Source organism: Paenibacillus hunanensis (assembly GCF_014645615.1).
Classification (GTDB): domain Bacteria; phylum Bacillota; class Bacilli; order Paenibacillales; family Paenibacillaceae; genus Saccharibacillus; species Saccharibacillus hunanensis.
On record NZ_BMMB01000005.1, the window covers coordinates 202,131 to 219,819 of the forward strand.

Genomic DNA, 17,689 nt, shown 5'->3' on the forward strand with positions numbered 1-17,689 from the left:
CGATGAACCGGACCGTACAGCACTATGCCAAAGCCTGCTATGTGTACCATGATAAGCATCCGCATCCCGCAACCGTGCGTTCCTATACAGTCGAGGATTTTGAACAGCTGATTGCGATACAGGCAGCCGCATTCCCCCCACCTTATCCAGAGGAGCTATGGTGGAATCAGGAGCAGCTTCATGAGCATATTACTCGCTTCCCACAGGGAGCGCTCTGCGTCGAGATCGATGGCAAGCTGGCAGGATCGATGACCGCATTGGTGATTGCCTTTGACGAAGCTCATCCGCAGCATACATGGGAGCAGATTACCGATCATGGCTATATCCGCAATCATGATCCACAGGGCGATACCTTGTATGTGGCTGATCTGTGTGTGCATCCTGATTATCGTCAGTGGGGACTGGGCAAGCTGCTGATGCAGTCGATGTATGAGGTAACTGCCGCACTGGGGCTCAAGCGATTACTCGGTGCAGGTCGTATGCCCGGCTATCATCGGGTAGCAGACCGCTACTCCCCAGTGCAATATGTCGAGCGTATTACTTCCGGTGAGCTGTATGATCCGGTTATTTCGTTTCTTATGCGCTGTGGACGTACGCCGCTAACGGTAATTGCAGATTATCTGGAGGATGAAGAATCGCTGAATCATGCTGTTTTAATGGAATGGAAAAATCCACTACCCCCAGCACAATTCTAAGGAGGATAACATGACGATGGACTATACTCGTATTACACATATTGATGATCCCTTATTTGCTGATATGCATGCTCTGATGGGACGTATTTTCCCACCGGAGGAAGTGCTGGAATTTGAATTATGGCGCGAACCGCTCGAAGACCCGGGTATCCGTGTTTTTGTCGCAGTGCATGAAGGACGCGTTGTAGGCGCAACAGAGTATCGGTATTATGAGGACGATAATGTAGCAATGACGGATTTTACAATCATTGGTGAACCCGGTCTTGGTATTGGGCCGTTTCTCGCTCAGCATCGTCAGCAGGATCTACAGCAGCTGGCTACAGCCAATGGTAAGGAGCTATTCGGAATGTTTGCTGAGATTTATGACCCTTATCGTGCCGAGCGTCATGAATTTGGTGGTGTGAAGCCGATGGACCCGTTCGTTCGCCGTGAGGTGCTGGCGCATCTGGGCTATCGCAAGCTGGACTTTACGTATGTGCATCCATCCTGGAACAATGATGGTGAAGCGGTGTCCGAGCTGGATCTGTGCTTCCTTGCGTATGGCGTAAATACTCAATCCCTGCCTGGCGCACTGATCGAAAAGTTCCTACGTCGTTATTATGCGGTGCTGGCGCAGAAGCCTGCGGCATGGGAGGATATGGTGAGTGAGGTCGGTAAGCGACAGCAGGTAGCGCTATTGCCGCTGTAAGCACTCGTTTAGATCGTAGATTCTGCGTTAATACGGTATAATATACATTTTACATGACATATTATAACCTTTACGCGTTGTCTTTATCGCTTACAGACAACAGAGATAAATAAAGCGTGCTTCTCCATTTCATACAGGAGAAGCACGCTTTGCTTTTGCATATTACCATTACTGCTCGTTATATTTGCGGTACTGGTGAGGTTTGTACAGACTGGAGTACTTGTAAGTCTTATAGTGATTATGAACTTACGACTACTGTGGTTTGTATCAGTTCGCACTACATTACATCTGAGAGTACCGCTTCATGTATCGCAAAATAAAAACAGACGGCTGTAGTCCCTTTGCAGGATACTACAGCCGTCCTTTATGTTATGTGCCTTCTATGTCGTTGTCACATGCAATGTAATACTAACGCACTTTGGGCAAACTTGCAACCCCTTTTACGAATATAATTGCCATTTGGTAAATATTACATATTTGTAATTTTTGTGTTTACAATTTAATTGCAAGCAAGCAAAAGTTCATACTACACCGTTAAATGCAAGCATCGACTATGGTAACATAATAGTGACCATTGGATAGAGTATGCCAGCCTGATCTGTAGGATACGTCTTACCGCCTGAAAAATAAGGGTAAATGCTACGGACGTATGTTAGCATACTTACGTGATCCTAAGAAGGTTATCGTTGCTCGGAAGGAGAATGAGTGTTGAAGACAAATTTTTACCGTAATTTGATTATTATACTGCTCTGCCTGGTCGCAGGCATTGTGGATGTGATCGGTTATCTGAATCTGGGGCGGGTATTCACCGCCAATATGACCGGGAATATTATCATTATGGGGATGGCGATTGGTAATCTGCATACCGTATCCTTTCTGCGTTCGGGTGTCGCATTTGCTGGCTTTATCGCGGGCAATGCGATCGCAAGGCTCTTTTTAGGAAGCCGTAAGCCAGATGGCCCGTGGTCGTCTCGTCTGACGATACTGGTCGTCATTCAGCTTATCTTTTTCCTGATCTTCGCCCTGCTAGCACGTGATCTATTGATTCCAGCAGTGGAATATAGCTTGATCGTTCTACTAAGCTTCACGATGGGTATGCAGACAACGATGGCGCGTCGACTCGGCATCGCCGGAATATCGACCACGGTACTCACCAACAACATGGCAAGCATAGTGGAGGATGTGACCGCACGTCTGCGCCAGCTTGCACGCCGAGATGGAACAGCTGCGCGTGAGAGCTGGCCTGCCGCAGAGACATTGCTGCGCGTACTGGCGATCCTTGTTTACGGCGGTGGAGCTGTGATCGCGACCGTTGTAGAGCAGCGGATTCCACTGATCGCCATCTGGATCGTGATCGTGACGATGCTGATCGTGCTGGGGATCGTGCTTGCTGTCTTTCATCATAAAAAACAGCTGTGTGAAAGCAAATAATACTAGCTCTATACGTTCTATATGTGTTCTATGTGTGTTCTATGTATTCATTGTGATTTCGTGTCATTTTGGATGGATGAACTCTATAGTATATTGAAGCACTTAGAGCACTTAGAGCACTTAGAGCACTTAGAGCACTTAGAGCACTTAGGGTATGTAGAGCCCCACTATACTGCATCTACTCCGTATATTCCCTCTTCATGAAACCGAACCGTGCAAAACGATGCGTATTCTTTTATAATTAGATAGCATACCTAATTATTTTGATTCTGGTTCATTTATCCTTTACTTCAGAAGCTATACCGCTATCACAGATCGAATCCTTTTTTCATTTGGAAGCAACCAAGCTTTTTTGGGTAATGGAGATTACTGTCGAACCGAGATTCATGCATACCAACACTATAGAACCGGGTGGTTATCAGAACCTATGAGAAATATATGGAGCATTTACAAATCCGACTGGAAAAATCTATTTAGCGTCTCGACCGGCATTCTGCTGGCTGTGGCGATTATGCTGCTTCCATCGGTGTACGCCTGGTTCAACATCAAAGCGATGTGGGACCCGTACAGCAATACGTCCGGCATTATTATTGCCGTGACCAATGAAGACAAAGGCACGAAGATTCAAGACAAGGACGTGAATGTGGGCGAGCAGGTCGTCACCAATCTCAAGCAGAACAAAAAGCTAGGCTGGACGTTTGTCGATGAAGACCAGGCGAAGCGCGGATTGGATAATGGCGATTATTATGCGACTATTCTCATTCCGCCGGACTTTTCCGAGAAGATCGGTAGCATACTGACCGATGATCCGGTGAAGCCAGAGATTATTTATACCGTGAATGAGAAGATTAGCGCCATTGCGCCTAAGATTACCGACAAGGGCGCAACCACATTGACGCAGGAGATCAGTGAGGAATTTATCGAGACAGCCAGTGAAGCGGTACTCACGAAGATGAAGGATGCTGGCATCAAGCTGGAAGAAGAGCTACCGACAATCCGTAATATTGAAAATAAGATTTTAACGCTAGAGGCACGTTTACCGGAGATCAATCAGTTTGCTGATCAAGCGCTCGTGCTGGAGAAAAAGCTGCCTGAGATCAATGCGCAGGCGCAAAAGATCGTAGAGCTGCAAAAACGACTGCCTGAGATCGAGCAAGCCGGACAAATGATCCTGAAGGTCGAGCAGAATCTGCCCAAGATCAAGGAAGCAGGCAATGCCATTTTAGAGCTGCAAAAGCGCTTGCCTGAGATTCGTAAGGCTGCCGATAAGGTGAACGAGCTGGATGCGAATTTTTATAAGGTAGAGGATGCGCTGAATCAGGCGATTACCGATGCCGACAAGCTCGCAAGCATCATTGCAACCGCACAACAGACATTGCCAAAGGTGCAGGAGATTACGAATATTGGCGCGGACTTTAGCGATCGAGTGAATACTTTCCTGAATGATAATGATGGTGCATTCGATGCGATCGCTCCGGTCATTCGTCAAAATCTCGTGCTGTTACAGCAGACGGCCGATGCAACGACGCAGCTTGTCGATGCAGTTGATAACGCCAATATCGATCCGCAAACTGCGCTGGATACATTATCCTTCGCTGAAACGAGACTGACACGCGGCGCAGCGATCGTTGAGCGTATTACCGATCTGCTGACCAGACTGAACAATGTGCTACCGAATCAACCGCTGAGTGACCGGATTAGCCGTCTGAATAGTATTCATGATCTGATGGAGCGCCAGATTACGCTTGTTCAGGGCATTAGCGATGCGATCCGAAATGGACAGCAGCCGGCGCGCGATATTCTTGATAATCTGCGTCAGCTCTCCACGCAGACGAGTGATGCGCTTGGCGATCTGATCTCCGTTTACGATTCGCAGATTGTACCTGATATTAACAAAGGTCTCGACAATCTAAAAACGGTCGCTCGCGACGCATCCGACGTACTGCATACAGCTAATAACACATTGCCTGATATCGCAGCTGTACTGAGCGATGCACAGAGCGGCGTTGCCTTTGGACAGCAGGAGCTGGAACGAATTAAGCAGGACTTGCCGCAGATTCGCGCCAAGCTTCACGATGCGAATGAGCTCATTCAGAGCCGAATGGATCAATTTGACGAGCTGGTCAATACGGCGGCGAGCTTCGTGAACAATGATCTACCTGGCATTGAGAATAAAGTACATGAAGCTGCCAACTTTGTGCGTAATGATCTTCCACGCGCGGAGAAGGAATTGAACAAAATTACCGACCTGATTCAAAACAAGCTACCTGAAGCAGAAAGTGCCGTGCACAAGGTCGGCGACTTTGTACGTAACGATCTACCCGGTCTGGAGAAATCGGTTCATAATGCAGCCGATAAGGTGCGCTTGCTGAAAAATAGCGATAGTGAGCTATCCCAGATCATCAAATGGCTCAAAGGCGATATCCAGCAGGAAAGCGACTTTCTATCCAGCCCGGTCGAGCTGAAGCAGGTTCGCACGTATCCGATCCCGAACTATGGCTCGTCAATGTCGCCATTTTATACCACCTTATCGATCTGGGTCGGTGGTATGCTGCTCATCTCCATGTTCAAGGTCGAGGTTGAAGACCCGGAACGACGCTTCCGCCCATATCAGGTATACTTCGGACGTCTCGCTACGTTTATGACGATCGGACTGGTGCAGGCATTCGTAATCTCAATGGGGGATATCTTCATCCTCGGTGCGTATGTCGCAGATAAAGCATGGTTTGTCGCGATGAGTATGCTGATTAGTATGGTATTTGTCACGATGGTATACACGCTTGTATCCGTATTTGGCAGTATTGGTAAGGGGCTGGCGATTATCTTTCTCGTCTTGCAATTTTCCAGCTCCGGCGGAACCTTCCCGGTCAGCATGACTGGTACGTTCTTCCAGGCGATCCATCCGTGGTTCCCCTTTACGTATGCTGTGGAGCTATTACGCGAAACGGTTGGTGGTATGCTGATGTCGATCGTTTACCGAGATATTCTGTATCTGATCGGGTTTATGCTATTGTTCATCCTGTTTGCACTCTTGCTTAAAAAGCCACTGGGGCCGTTGACGGAAAAGATGGCGGAGAAAGCGAAGAAAACCAAACTCATACCTTGATTGGGGCGGGAGTGGACTACGCTGTGACTTTTGCTGGGGAGTGGGCACCACTTCGGCAAGGAATAAGGGGACGGACTCCGGTATCGCACAGGAATCTACGAAGTAGGATCGAATTGTAGATTCCCGCCCCTCCAAAGCTGTAAGATATTTTGCTTCGCAAAAATCACTCTTCATTGAACCCCGTGTTAGAAAATCACTAACACTATAAGTCGTCCTTTCCCCTTATTTCCTTGCCTTCGTTCTGTGCGGCTTGCAGCAAAAGTTGTGTATGGCCTCTCACGCAATCGGCGGTTAGCAGGAAGTGCACTTAATGCATTCGCGGTAAGGGCATTCGTTGCATGGAGTGCATGTAGGTACATTAACTGTGTTACTGACCTATTATCGATACAAAAAACCACTTATATCCAACCCAAAAACAGCAAAAAGGTCTGATGCTTTTAAAGGATCAGACCTTTTTGCTGTTTCGTTATCGTCCAAATGAGGTTTTTGATAGTAGGTAGGTTGCAAGTGAATGAGGTTATATCCATTGTTGAATGAAGGATATGACATTTTGTACGCTTGTTCGGTGGGAGTAGCTTCATATAGATGGGTACTCTATCAATCCGTACACGCGATACATTCACTGGGCTTCAGCGTTGTGTAGCTCCTGCTGCTTGCGGCGGTAGTCTTCGATGAACAGGGTGGCGAGCTGTGGGTCCCACTGGGTCCCTCTGCCTTCTTCGAGAATCATGATCGCGCGATCTTTGGGCATCCCTTTACGATAAGGGCGGTCGGAGGTCATAGCGTCGAAGGCGTCGGCTACGGCGATGATGCGTCCGAATAATGGGATGCTGTTCCCTTTGAGTCCATCGGGATAGCCTTTTCCGTCGAAGCGCTCGTGATGTGAGCGTACACCTGGCAGATAGGGGCGCATGGCGTCGGCAGGCTCGACCTGACGCAGGATGCTTTCGCCCATTTCGGGATGCTTTTTGATCTGGTCGAATTCTTCATCGGTCAGCTTGCCATCCTTGAGCAGTACGGCATCCTTGACACCGATCTTGCCGATATCGTGCAGGAGCGCAGTTTTGCGGAGCTGGTCGATGTCGTATTCACACAAGCCAGCACGCAGGCCGATCTCGACCGCATAGGCAGCTACGCGCTGTGAGTGACCTGCTGTATACGGATCACGGGCATCCAGTGCTGCCGCCAGTGTGGCAAAATAGCTGTCCAGCAGCTGCTGATTACGGCTATCTCGCATATTCAGTCCTCGCACCATATGATTGAAGCCGAGGATCAGGCGGGAAAAGTCATCGGAATACTCGTCATGTGCAATCACGCCAAAGTCCCCTGCTTCTACACGAGACATAGCGTTAAACAGATTGTTGATCGGATGCTCCACATCACGTGCCAGCAGAAAAGCACCGCACAGACTGAATACAATACTTACGCCGATGACCAGCCCTGCCCATTGCCAGTATTGCATCGCATCAATGCCTGTCATCTCCTGTAGGCGAATCTGGGCAGCCAGACTGAATAATGTAACCGGAAATACACCGATCAGGAAAATGCTCAGCTGATACTTCTGGCGCACCGTGAGATACACATGCGCTAATGCAAGTGTATCGCGACCATGCTGCTTGTACAGCTTGTCCTTGACTACACGCAACAGCGGACGAATCGTAATCGAGGTCAGGAAAAATTCAATAAACGCGTGCATACTGGCGACCATAATCGCGCCGGCGATTCCGATCCCGATGTAATACCACGGCATCGTAATCCATTGTTCTGAGATGGCCAGGCTTACCAGTGCAATAGCCGGGATCGTCAAGCCTAGAAAGTGAGGCAGCATAATACGATAGATGGCGAGCTTCGGGAATCGATGGAGCTGAACATACGCATGTTCCAATTGCTCAATGCTGGCAATGTCCGGTACTAACGCTTGCCGAATCGGAGCAAGATGCTTGGAAAAGGTCATCCCTTCCAGCAGCATCATAATCATAAAGGACACAAACATAATGCCGAGTAAAATTAGATTTTGAAAAAGTGTGGTATTGATGGTGGTCATAATCATTAGCCCGCCCACCACAGCGACGGCCAGCACGGAACCCATCACGTAATTCGCAATCATTTTTCTCAGAAATTTTTTATATTCATTCACAGAGGGTTCCTCTTTTCCGCACATTAAAACCTATAGTCAGGCTCAGGCATGATGTCATTTGCCTGATCCCTGGATGACGTCGATGGAGAAATGAGAGCGGTAGGTTCGTTTCCAAATATAGAGTCTCACTATTATATTTCGGCAAATCGAGCAAAAAGTTGATGCTTTTCCGATGGCGACTCTGACTTTACGACAAAATTCGAGAAGCTACCGCTAGAATATAGATTGGAATGACAGGAGGGCTTAGCATGGAAGCAACTGAAATGACAAGCGATCTGATTTTACTGCTGGGCACATTGCTGCTGCTTGGCGTACTATCAGCCAAAATTTCCTCACGATTCGGCATGCCAGCACTCGTCTTTTTTATTATTGCTGGTATGATTCTGGGCCGATTCATTTATTATGATAATGCGTTTATTACGCAGTGGTTTGGTGTACTTGCACTCGTCATTATTTTGTTTGAAGGTGGGATGCAGACCGATTTTCGGCAGATTCGTCCGATTATACGCCCGGCGCTATCGCTGGCGACGATCGGTGTGCTGCTGACAGCATTTGTGATCGGGTATTGTGCCCATCTCATTCTTGGTGTGAGTCTACTGGAGGGGATGCTATTCGGCTCGATTGTCGGCTCAACCGATGCGGCGGCGGTATTCTCTGTACTCGGCGGCAAAAATGTACGTAGCTCGCTCACCTCTACACTGGAGGCAGAATCCGGTAGTAATGATCCGATGGCGGTATTCTTGACGATTATGTTCATCGAGCTCATTCAATCACCGGATACGAGCATTGTGGGCAAAATTTTGTCCTTTGTCTGGGAGATGGGCTTTGGACTTGTGCTTGGTCTGATTTGCGGCAAGCTCGCGGTATGGCTCATTAATAAAATTCATTTTGAGACGTCCAGTCTGTATCCGGTGCTCGCCATCTCCAGCGCCCTGTTCACGTATGGGATCAGCTCGATCACCCATGCGAGCGGCTTTCTCGGTGTATATGTGATGGCGCTGGTGATGGGGAATTCCGATCTGACGTATCGTCGTACGATTTTGCAATTTAATCAGGGCTTTGGCTGGATTATGCAGATTTTGATGTTTGTCCTGCTCGGTCTGCTCGTCTTTCCAGAGCAGCTCCCATCGATTATCTGGCAGGGTCTGGCGCTGTCGATTTTGCTGATGATCGTGGCACGTCCGATTGGCGTATTCGTCAGCCTGATGTTCAGCCAGTTTAACTTTACCGAAAAGACGCTGCTATCGTGGGCAGGCTTGCGTGGTGCGGTACCGATCGTCCTCGCTACCTATCCGTTACTGGCAGGCATTGAAAATGGACAGTTATTTTTTAACGTGATCTTCTTCGTTGTACTCACATCGGCATTAATTCAGGGAACGACCATCTCACCCCTTGCCGAAAAGCTGGGTCTAACGGAAACGGACAAATACGCACAGCCGTCCATTATGGAGCTGGTGGCAACTGGACGCACACAATCGGAAATCAGTCATATGACACTCACACCCCATAGTCAGCTTATCCATCGGCAACTACAGGATATCGATCTACCACCGAGCGTGCTCATTACCGCTGTGCTTCGCAATGAGGATATCGTTACACCGCGTGGCGATACCATACTTCTACCAGGCGATAAAATCTATCTGCTCGGGCCAAAGGATAAACGTGAGGATATTCGGCGACTATTTACAGGAGAAGGGAAGCCTTCCCCATCTGCTTCATGATCAGTAGACCCTATCATTGAGACGCAATCATGACAATTGGCACGTCAAGCGCTATACTTTCGAGCGCTCCGATCAGTAATCCATGATACCAAAAAGGCAGTGTGTCTCTACCTCTGACACACTGCCTTTTATTCATATTCATTCTTCGTTTGTCCTATCATGGAAGCTCCAATGTGGTGCATTTATCGTGCGATCGCTAAGCGGTTCCCAGGGCAACATCACCACGTGATCACCCTGCCCTAGCGATCCTACTCACTTAACCCTGATCGGCAATATTCGCGGCAAGAATAACCTGTCCGCGTGGCTGACTGCCCTTCTCATCTGGCTCCAGTGTAATCGCAATCGTATCGTAATCATCCGGCTGGAACGTATAATACATGGCACCTGTGCCGTCCCTTGTGAGGAATGTACCGGCACTCTGCTTTACATTGCCTTTAATTAACCAGACCTGAAATGCCTGCGAGCCTTGTAGCTTCGGCAGATTATCTGCCTGTACGAGTAAGTGCGTGCCTTTGGCATCAATCACGATTGTTGCCAATCCCTGCGCGACAATATCCTTCGCAGCCGGGCTCAGCTTGACCGCTTCATTCACCTTTAGTCCCTGACTTGGCATCGATGCCGATACAATCTTCTGCTGCAAGCTACCCACCTCATCGCTGGTCATGGCTAGCTGCTGCTGCAAATTCCCGATTTCACCGCGCAGATTACCAGCATACATACCGATAAAGATAGCCGCAGCGACAGCGACAGCGGTAGTCATCTGCCAGATTGTCGCCTTATTACGTGCGCTACTGCGTCGTCCGACACTAGCTGTCTCCGTACGTGACGGTGTTGGCGTTGCTGCTGGCGCTTCGGTTGCTGTAGGGATCGTGCTGCGCGCTGGCTGCTGTGGCTTAGCTGACGCTGTACTGGAAAGCGTAGCCTGTGTTGCTTGTACTGGTGTTGTATTTGCTACAGTATCTGCCTGCCCCAACTGCTGCTGATCCTCTGCAAATACACGTTCCAAAATACGATTCTTCATGCCCTGTGGCGGCTCTATTAATTCAACGGATAATGGCAAAAATCCGACAACTTCGCGCAACTCCTCAACAGCGAGACGGCATTCCTTGTTATCCTTCATATATGCCTCAAATCGCTCCTGTTCTTCACGATCCAGCCCGCCGAGTACATACATTTCGACCATATCCATCCACTCATTGTGTTTGTGTTCATTATTCATATGCGTTTCCCCCCTTTACCGCTTCAGCAAGCTTCCCATGAAGCTGCCGTATCGCAAGTCTGACCCTGCTTTTAACGGTTCCAAGCGGAATGCTAAACTTCTCGGATACTTCATGCTGCGTCAATCCTTGAAAATAAATTGACTCGATGACCTGCTGCTGTTCTTCACGGAGTTCCAACATTGCTTCACGAATACGCTGGCGTTCAAAATTCATTGCCACCTCTTGCTCCACATCGGCGCCGGTATCCGGAAGAACCTGCAGAGCTTCATCACCGACCGGGTCGGCTACAGCTCGCGATGCTTTGCGCCGTAGCATATCTACGGCTATATTGCGTGCAATTGTGAACATCCATGTCGAAAGCTTCCCCTGGCTCCGATCATAGCGTTCCGCGTTATTCCATACTCTCAAAAATAACTCCTGTACGACTTCCTCCGCCGCCATCGTATCATGCACAATCCGATAAGCAAACGAATATATCGCACGTTCATAGCGATCATATACCTGTTCTAATGCCTCTGGCTCCTTTGCGGCAATCCTTCGCATTAGCTCTCTATCGTCCATCAGTTCATTCATCCAAGGGCTCCTTTCCCATTCCCCTCTATTATAACGTTCGCACAAAAATTTGCGATGGATGACTTTTATATGCAAATATTTTCTGGTCGTTATGCTAGAGGAGAGTTATGTCTACTTCTATATTATTTGTTTAAAATTAAATTTCGTCACATCTAATGTCAGTTATAGCAGGATTGAGTAGGTAAAGGCAACCCTTACAGTTTCTTTATCCATCCAGTACTGGCGCCCATTCACATGAATTATTTACCAATATTTCCATAATTATATACTGCATGCATACTGCCTTACCGTACCGTTTCATCATATATTTTAGTTCCTTAATTTTATATCGCTGGATGTGCATGAAATGATTCCAGACGGTTTAATAACAGCATATAGCCCTTTTGTACCATCCAGAACCTACATAAACGGGCTGGCAGTATTCGTATGACCGTAGCTTTAGGTAATTCCTGCAAGCCTTTTCACGACCAGAGATTTATTTTGCACTGTCGTATGATCTGATTTGCCGCTTTACACGTTTTAACGGATAGACAAGCTGCGATGTGGCTGCCGTCTATTCATCAATTTGAAGGAGTGTGGGATGATGTTCAAATCGGTTCTATCCAAAATCGGCATTTTGCTGATGGCTGTTGTATTGATCGTACCAACAACAGCAGGTGCAGCAGCAACAAGTAAAGGGGCTGGCGCGGATCTACGTGCTACGCTGGGACAAATTCTTGGTGAACATGCGCTACTTGCCATTATCGCCATGCAAAAGGGAATTGACGGCAAAGCTGATTTTGATCAGGCTGCCGCTGCACTGAACGCGAACACGGACGATCTGTCGGCTGCGGTTGCCAGCGTATACGGTAATGCTGCTGGCGATGCATTCAAAAAAATCTGGTCGTCTCATATCGGCTACTTTGTCGATTATGTCAAAGCGACAGCTGCCAACGATAGTGCTGCCAAGCAAAAAGCGAAAGATGAGCTGAATGAGTACAAAGTTACTCAAGCCAAATTCTTCGCTGATGCAAACCCGAATCTGCAACAAGCAGCTCTGGAAGCAGGACTGACTGAGCATATCAATATGCTGCTGACTGCTTTTGATGCTTATGTAGCCAAAGACTACACCAAAGCATACGATACAGCGGATCAAGCGTACAAGCATATGTTTATGTTTGGCGACATCCTGAGCGCTGCAATCGAGAAGCAGTTCCCGAACAAATTCACAAGCGACATGTCTACTACGCAAGCGTCTGATCTGCGCTCCGCACTGGGTATCATCCTGGGCGAGCACGCGACACTGGCAGTATGGGCTATGCAAAAAGGAATTGACGGTGCACCAGACTTCAATCAGGCTGCTGGACTGTTGAACAAAAATACAGATGAGCTGTCTGCCGCTGTAGCAAGCGTCTACGGTAATGCTGCTGGCGACGCCTTCAAAACGATCTGGTCATCCCATATCGGCTACTTTGTTGATTATGTAAAAGCGACTGCGGCAAAAGACGAAGCAGCGAAGAAAAAAGCAAAAGATGAGCTGAATGAGTACAAAGTTACTCAAGCAAAATTCTTTGCTGATGCGAACCCGAACCTGCAACAATCCGCACTGGAAGCAGGTCTGACTGAGCATATCAACATGCTGCTGATGGCATTTGACGATTATGTAGCGAAGGATTACACCAAGGTGTACAGTCAGGAGCGTATGGCTTATGCGCACATGTTTATGTTTGCTGACATCCTGAGCGAGGCAATCGTAATGCAGTACCCTGACAAATTCGGCGGTACATCCAGTGGTGGCTCCACTACACCTTCCACTGGCGGTACAATGCCTTCTACTGGTGGCATGGACGGCATGAATCACGGTGGTACAACGGGTGGTATGAACGGTACAACCTCCGCAGATGCAAGCCCTGAACTGCAAACGAAGGTCATTCAATTCACTGTCGGTAGCAAAATGTACATGGTGAACGGTCAATCGATGATGATGACGACCAAACCAATCATGTACAACAACAGAACGTATATCCCACTGCGTTATCTGGCAGCTAATATCGGTGCGAAAATTTCCTTCAATAACACCATGAAATCGACTACCCTGAACACAGGTAGCGATGTACTGGAGTTCTGGAACAATTCCCGCCGTTACAAAATCAACAACATGCTCATGATGACTGATTCGATGGTCATCTCCAGAGACGGACGTACACTGGTGCCTGTTCGCTTTGTAGCTGAGACATTCGAATGGAATGTAACGTACAACAGCAATGGCATGGTAACACTGAGCAAAACGTATTAATCGTTAAACTCATAACAGAGTAACATCTGTTCAAACATGCTACACTACCAGCCAACCCTATGAGCAGGGCTCTGCCTCTCCATAGGGTTGGCTTCTTTTATGCTACCGCTACAAGCTGTCCATTGCTGGAGGTGAGACAACCTACGCATAATCATGTATACGCAATGCTTCAATGATCTCAAGTAATCTTCAAGTGATGCTTGATAAAAAACCTACGTTTGCCTGGCATCCGGTACATCCATCATGCTCGCTTGCTTCCCTATCTTTTAGCCTGTACATTAAATCTGGAATCTGTTTCCATAGTCCTGCTTCATTCGGTAGAGGAATTTACCATTTCCAATCAAAATCGATCCTTTTTTGGTACTATCTGATTAATTACTTTCGAATCCGTTTATACAATACATAGACAGCAACAACATAAGCAAACGATTCTCCAACATACAGCAATGCGTTGACAGACGAATTAGATTGGAGAACGATGACGCTTTTCCTGATTGGTGGAAGCGCTATATTTCCTTGCAGTCAGGTCATACATCAACTTCAGTAAAGGGGTAATAGACGATGAAAATGAGAAAACTGCTTGCACCTGTTCTTGGACTCTCCCTGATGCTTCCTGCTGCTGGCGCATTCGCCGCAGAAGGCACGAGCGCTGACTACAATCCTGAGCTGCAAACACGCGCGATCCAGTTCAACATGGATAGCAAAATGTATATGGTGAATGGCATGTCCATGATGATGCCGATGAAACCAGTTGTGTACATGGGTACAACCTACGTGCCATTGCGCTACCTGGCAGCTAATGCCAACATGAAAACATGGTACGATCCAATGACCTCCACTACATGGCTGGATACAGGTCTGGCACGCTACGAGTTCTGGACAAAAGGCGCTAACGCAAAAGTCTACAAAGTAGATAACATGCGTAAAGCTCTGAACGATCCGATCATCTCCATGAACGGTCATACGCTCGTTCCTGTTCGCTGGTTCGCGGACAACTTCGAGTGGAACATGATGTACAGCAACGGCATGATCACACTGAGCAAAACGTACTAATCGTTTAGATAGATCGATACGGTGATGCTGGAGTATATACGAAATGCTGTCGTGGAGATCAACCACTGCGGTAAGGAACGACTCCATCATTCACAACAGTAAAACCCAAAGCCTCTTTTAATAGAGAAGCTTTGGGTTTTGCTATGTTATCCAACCTGTTCGCTTTTCTGTTCTATGTATTGTAAAATTTGACTTCTGGATCAATGTGCGGTATGCTATTAGATGTTATTTTTAACCCTCGGTTTTATCCTTCGCAATTTTCCGGATGCTGCCGGAATCATTTCAAATTTCCTTTTTTCCTAAACCCATTGAAATTTGACAATCTGATTCACACTGGCGCGGTCATCGGAGCCGCAAGGACAAAAGAGAGGTAGGGCTTTTGTTGTTTTAGATTCATCGTGTATGCTCACATACCCTATTCCATGTACGGCTATGTGCATACCCTACAAGCAAGCGAACCAAAACCGTCCTCATCCACATTGCTTTTTCACCGCACACATGAGGTTACGGGTTAACAAATAGCTGCAGCAGGCAGCCATATGAAACCGGAGGGCAGGTCTACGCATCCTGACTCTACGCACGCTGATCCATCCCAGCGCTCGAACCGGCATAACGCCTAGTTCGACTTGAACCGGTCTTGTTCACGTATAACAAACGCACATGAAGCATTTCACATATGGCTCGTAAGCTGCATGATTGGCTTATGACATGAACGTATAAAACATAAGACGCAACAAACCAAAAAGATCCCCGGTCACGACAACCATTCAGGTTGTAAGGCCGGGGATCGTCCAATTTTATGAAGATTTCCTCGTTATAGACAAAAAAAAGGAACCCTATCATTCGCAGTTGATAGGGTTCAAGGTATAGTAATTCAAAAGGGGTTATTACAGACATTATAGCCTGCTCATCTTAAAATTACCTGATAACAACCTTAAAGAAACATTAATTTTATAATTTTAGGTATCTTCTATTATAATATTTGTCCAAAAAGAGAACGCTACGGTCGCAGTCCGTAGCGTTCCATGTTTATATATTCAAAAAGGGGTATGACATAACTATACCCAGGTTATCTTAAAGGTTTATGAAATGGAACTAAAAATGTTATTAATTTTGGTGGGATTGCTGGGTGGGTGAGAAACTTATCTTGTTTTTGCAGGCACCACTTCGGCAAGGAATAAGGGGACGGACTCAGTGGAGCCGCGGGAATCTACGGAGTAGGAGTCATTTGTAGATTCCCGCCCCTCCAAAATCGTCCTTTCCCCTTATTTCCTTGCCTGCGTTCCGTGCTTGTTCAATAGTGTAGTTCTTTTCATTTCCTTGGTTGAGTCGCAATCCTACTTAGGTGGGTGGGAGCCTGAGGAAGATCGGTAGTTCTTAAACATTTTTGGATGTATAGTGTTTGGCTTGGATGAATGTGGTCGGGTGCAGTTGGTACATGTAGTTGAATTGAAAATGAATGGCGGCGTCCATACGGACTGCTGTCGGAATCCAGGCTGCAATTGGTACATATATTGGAATTGAGGATTTAGGATGAATGGAATAGTGTATGTGCTGTGTTTGTTTCTATGTTATTCGCTGATATGCTGGATTGATTGGATTATTGGCTGAATGGGTTGTTGGCGCTTTGCGTTGTTGGGTATAGTTCGCTTATGGTTTGATTGAATTATTTAGTTGTATGGCTTGTTCTGGATTTTGTGATATATCGATGCTGTATGAAGGTTGGTTGATTTTGAGGTTGATTTTGAACTTGTTTTTTGTCGTTAGAAAAAGAGGCAATTACCGTTTATGTGCGGTAGTTGCCTCTTTTATGTTCTGGGGCAGGTTAGCTGATGTGTTGTGGTGGTCGGTATCTTTTGTACTTTGGTTAGGAGCATGTAGTCATTGGGTCAATGGGTGTACTTGTCTTACTGCGGCTTGGCTGTTGTTGCGCTGGTGCCGTTGGATAGTTTTTCGCGTACGGAATCTAGTTTGTATTGGGCGGATGTGGGGTGGTCGCGGCGGTCGTCGATTTTGATTGATGTGGATACGCGGCCTGCGCCTGCCTGGAATGGGCTTTCGTGCAGGGCATGAATTGCGCGTAGCACGTCGGCGATGTCGCCCTCGATAATGGTGCTCATCGGTGTGAGCTGGACGGTAATGTTGGACTGGGTGTCTAGCACGCGCTGCATGTCTGCAACGTATGCGCTCAGGCTGGTACTACCTGTTCCGATTGGAATGACGGTTACTTCTGCAATTGCCATCTTTCATTCCTCCTTCGCTTTGATTGTATTCTACCCCTGTTTTACCCAAATTCCAATGCTCTGCCAAAAGGGTCGGTTGCTTCGCTGTTAGCTGATCATAATGAATATGGAAAGAATGTCAATATATTGTGTCATATCTGCATCCAATCATCTATATGTAGAATGATTATAGATTAGGTTGCCGTGCCTCGGGCAAGCTGAATGTTTCGGAATGATGTTATAGATAACAAGGAATCGTGTGATTTTCTAACGTATCAGCTATCGTCTGAAGCACTTGTATACTTTCACTTCTTGAACGCATTAAACGCTTCGTTTACATCTATGAAATGAAGAAGCTAGAACAAAAATAACCTCATCTCCTGCATAGAGATGAATACCATCATTCATAAACAGAAAGGAATGATCGCCATGACCGTTCAGCCATTCGAGCTGGAAACTAAACATACGATTAAGCTACCACATACACGAGTCGATCGTTTATGTTTAGATCATCGCACATCTCAAGCTATACCTGATGCTACGTGTCCCCATACATCTACATCTACAT

General features: G+C 47.1%; 12 protein-coding genes. 8 read left to right on the plus strand and 4 right to left on the minus strand.

The window, feature by feature from the left end:
* Positions 1 to 2 precede the first annotated feature (2 nt).
* The 4 genes from IEX62_RS12105 (at position 3) to IEX62_RS12120 (ending at position 5,920) form a co-directional block, all read left to right on the plus strand.
* Positions 3 to 695, plus strand: coding sequence for a GNAT family N-acetyltransferase (locus IEX62_RS12105; RefSeq protein WP_188775785.1), 693 nt, complete (start codon positions 3 to 5; stop codon positions 693 to 695).
* A gap of 16 nt (positions 696 to 711) precedes the next feature.
* Entirely contained in the window at positions 712 to 1,383 is a 672-nt protein-coding gene (locus tag IEX62_RS12110; protein WP_188776063.1) for a GNAT family N-acetyltransferase, read from the plus strand.
* A 708-nt stretch (positions 1,384 to 2,091) separates the two neighbouring features.
* Entirely contained in the window at positions 2,092 to 2,814 is a 723-nt protein-coding gene (locus IEX62_RS12115; RefSeq protein ID WP_188775786.1) for a YoaK family protein, read from the plus strand.
* A 427-nt stretch (positions 2,815 to 3,241) separates the two neighbouring features.
* The gene (locus tag IEX62_RS12120; protein ID WP_188775787.1) at positions 3,242 to 5,920 is read left to right on the plus strand and encodes a YhgE/Pip domain-containing protein; all 2,679 of its coding nucleotides are present in this window, start codon (positions 3,242 to 3,244) and stop codon (positions 5,918 to 5,920) included.
* A gap of 619 nt (positions 5,921 to 6,539) precedes the next feature.
* Here IEX62_RS12120 and IEX62_RS12125 read toward each other — a convergent pair.
* Positions 6,540 to 8,057: an HD domain-containing phosphohydrolase gene (locus IEX62_RS12125; RefSeq protein ID WP_188775788.1), complete on the minus strand. Its 1,518-nt coding sequence runs from the start codon at positions 8,055 to 8,057 to the stop codon at positions 6,540 to 6,542.
* A gap of 248 nt (positions 8,058 to 8,305) precedes the next feature.
* On the opposite strand from IEX62_RS12125, the gene IEX62_RS12130 reads away from it, so the two are divergent.
* Positions 8,306 to 9,778: a potassium/proton antiporter gene (locus IEX62_RS12130; protein WP_188775789.1), complete on the plus strand. Its 1,473-nt coding sequence runs from the start codon at positions 8,306 to 8,308 to the stop codon at positions 9,776 to 9,778.
* Between the two features lie 256 nt (positions 9,779 to 10,034).
* On the opposite strand, the gene IEX62_RS12135 is transcribed toward IEX62_RS12130, so the two are convergent.
* The gene (locus tag IEX62_RS12135) at positions 10,035 to 10,997 is read right to left on the minus strand and encodes an anti-sigma factor domain-containing protein (protein WP_188775790.1); all 963 of its coding nucleotides are present in this window, start codon (positions 10,995 to 10,997) and stop codon (positions 10,035 to 10,037) included.
* Entirely contained in the window at positions 10,990 to 11,571 is a 582-nt protein-coding gene (locus IEX62_RS12140; RefSeq protein WP_188775791.1) for an RNA polymerase sigma factor, read from the minus strand. The genes IEX62_RS12135 and IEX62_RS12140 overlap by 8 nt, the downstream gene beginning before the upstream one ends.
* Before the next feature lie 268 nt (positions 11,572 to 11,839).
* Between IEX62_RS12140 and IEX62_RS24110 the strand changes: the two genes are divergently transcribed.
* From IEX62_RS24110 to IEX62_RS12155, 3 genes are all read left to right on the plus strand, one after another.
* On the plus strand, positions 11,840 to 11,884 hold the full coding sequence (locus IEX62_RS24110) for a hypothetical protein (protein WP_373289133.1): 45 nt from the start codon (positions 11,840 to 11,842) through the stop codon (positions 11,882 to 11,884).
* Positions 11,885 to 12,151: 267 nt separating this feature from the next.
* Positions 12,152 to 13,846, plus strand: a complete 1,695-nt coding sequence (locus IEX62_RS12150) for a copper amine oxidase N-terminal domain-containing protein (protein ID WP_188775792.1) — start codon at positions 12,152 to 12,154, stop codon at positions 13,844 to 13,846.
* A 561-nt stretch (positions 13,847 to 14,407) separates the two neighbouring features.
* Positions 14,408 to 14,899 carry a stalk domain-containing protein gene (locus tag IEX62_RS12155; protein WP_188775793.1) on the plus strand — a complete coding sequence of 164 codons (492 nt, stop codon included), beginning with the start codon at positions 14,408 to 14,410 and terminating at the stop codon, positions 14,897 to 14,899.
* A 1,907-nt stretch (positions 14,900 to 16,806) separates the two neighbouring features.
* Here IEX62_RS12155 and IEX62_RS12160 read toward each other — a convergent pair.
* Positions 16,807 to 17,142, minus strand: a complete 336-nt coding sequence (locus IEX62_RS12160) for an MTH1187 family thiamine-binding protein (protein WP_188775794.1) — start codon at positions 17,140 to 17,142, stop codon at positions 16,807 to 16,809.
* Between the last annotated feature and the right edge of the window lie 547 nt (positions 17,143 to 17,689).

Excerpts from the sequence above, each read along its gene's own strand:
- IEX62_RS12150 (WP_188775792.1), top strand. The coding sequence starts at position 12,152 with ATGATGTTCAAATCGGTTCTATCCAAAATCGGCATTTTGCTGATGGCT.
- IEX62_RS12135 (WP_188775790.1), bottom strand. The coding sequence starts at position 10,997 with ATGAATAATGAACACAAACACAATGAGTGGATGGATATGGTCGAAATG.
- IEX62_RS12140 (WP_188775791.1), bottom strand. The coding sequence starts at position 11,571 with ATGAATGAACTGATGGACGATAGAGAGCTAATGCGAAGGATTGCCGCA.
- IEX62_RS12155 (WP_188775793.1), top strand. The coding sequence starts at position 14,408 with ATGAAAATGAGAAAACTGCTTGCACCTGTTCTTGGACTCTCCCTGATG.
- IEX62_RS12130 (WP_188775789.1), top strand. The coding sequence starts at position 8,306 with ATGGAAGCAACTGAAATGACAAGCGATCTGATTTTACTGCTGGGCACA.
- IEX62_RS12110 (WP_188776063.1), top strand. The coding sequence starts at position 712 with ATGGACTATACTCGTATTACACATATTGATGATCCCTTATTTGCTGAT.
- IEX62_RS12105 (WP_188775785.1), top strand. The coding sequence starts at position 3 with ATGAACCGGACCGTACAGCACTATGCCAAAGCCTGCTATGTGTACCAT.
- IEX62_RS12160 (WP_188775794.1), bottom strand. The coding sequence starts at position 17,142 with ATGGCAATTGCAGAAGTAACCGTCATTCCAATCGGAACAGGTAGTACC.
- IEX62_RS12120 (WP_188775787.1), top strand. The coding sequence starts at position 3,242 with ATGAGAAATATATGGAGCATTTACAAATCCGACTGGAAAAATCTATTT.